Genomic DNA, 1,533 nt, shown 5'->3' on the forward strand with positions numbered 1-1,533 from the left:
TGATGGTGGAGGGCGGGGAGGGCTGATCGACGCTTTCAGCGTGAGCGAGCCGGTTGAGTTCAGGGAGGGCTTCCTCGAGTCGCTGTTGGACCGTCTGGAGTGTGTGGTCGGCTTGGGTGAGGGCGTCGAGGAGCGGGGTCATGTCATGGCCTCCGCTGCGGGCCGTCCACTCGCGTGTTGTCTGCAGGCATGTACGGATGGCGGTGAGGAGTGATTCGCCGTCGGTGGCGACGAGCTGGTGGAGGTGCCACGCGAGCTCGTCGGGGTGCCAGATGTTGGGGAGTTGCCGGGTGAGGTCGCCCACCGCGTTGATGGCGGTGGGCAGGTCTATGACGGGTGGCGGCCAGGGGAGGAGTTCGACCTGGGTGACGGTCGTGATGTCGCGTCCCTCCAGGATCTGCAGGGCGCGGAAGATGCGCTGTCGCGCTTCGTCCAGGGGGACGCTGTGCGGCAGAGCGTAGGTGTTGGCTTCGTCGGTGGGTCGGAAGCCGACCCAGGCCAGGACTTTGGGCACGAAGTCGTCGTTCGTGGTGTCCCGGGCGGTGATGCCGCTTGCCCGTGTGTGATTGATAGCTACGGCTTCGTTCATGGGCGGGGCTCTTCCCAGTCGGGGGCGGTCAGCCTGGTGTCCTGTCAGGGAACTGAGGTTGGTCTCGTGTCATGCGGGCGTCGGTGTCGAAGAGGGCGGCTTCGTTGGCGTGGAGGAGGTGTTGGGTGATGAAGGAGCGGGAGGCGACCTTCCACAAACCGCGGCCCTTGGTGAGCGCGGAGACGGCCTCGGCCTCCGTGCCGGTCAGCCCCAGGAGTCCTGCGGCGGAGGCGAGTTGGTCTGCTTCTTGGCGGTAGATGATGCGGGTGGAGCAGTCGGCGAGGAGTCCTTCGGCCAGGGCGCGGCCGCGGGATCCTGCGTCGCCGGCGGCCAGCAGGTCGGAGAGCCGGTGGATGACGGCGAGGTTGGCGATGCCGAGGCCGCGGGAGAGTTTCCAGTGGGCCTGCATGCGCTCGAGGAGAGCGAGGTGGCGCATCAGGCGCCATGCCTCGTCGTAGATGACCCAGCGCTGTCCGCCGGTGGGGTCGGAGAGGGCGGATTCCATCCAGGCTGCGGCGCAGGTCATGGCCAGGACGAGGGCAGTGTCGTCGCCCGCGCCGTCCATGCGGGAGAGGTCGATGGTCAGGATGGGGACACCGGGGTCGAATGCGGTGGTGGAGGGTGCATCGAACAGGCCGGCGAGGTCGCCGGCGACCAGGCGTCGTAGGGCGTGGGCGAGGTCGCGGGCGGCGTTGGCGAGGTCGCCGGCCAGGGTGCCGCTGGCATCGGTGAGCAGATGTGGGGTGTTGAGGACGCGGCCGATGTCGCCGATGAGTGGCGTTCGCCCTTGCGCGGTGGCGTGCTGGGTGGCGGTGTCCAGGGCGATGTCGGCGGCCGTGTGTTCCATGGGGTGCAGGTCGCGGCCCAGGACAGTGCGGGCCAGTGAGGCGAGCAGCAGGAGGCGGCGCTTGCGGACCTCGCCCTGCCAGTCGCCTTCGGGGATG

At 68.8% G+C, this 1,533-nt stretch carries 1 protein-coding gene and 1 pseudogene; both read right to left on the reverse strand.

Translation table 11 applies throughout. The features are described 5' to 3' along the window. A partial coding sequence (locus tag E1283_RS36080; RefSeq protein WP_132822376.1) for a hypothetical protein occupies positions 1-589 on the reverse strand: 589 nt, incomplete at its 3' end. A gap of 28 nt (positions 590-617) precedes the next feature. Continuing rightward, positions 618-1,533: pseudogene (locus E1283_RS36085) on the reverse strand (ATP-binding protein); the annotation flags it as partial.

The organism is Streptomyces hainanensis (assembly GCF_004348415.1).
GTDB lineage: Bacteria > Actinomycetota > Actinomycetes > Streptomycetales > Streptomycetaceae > Streptomyces > Streptomyces hainanensis.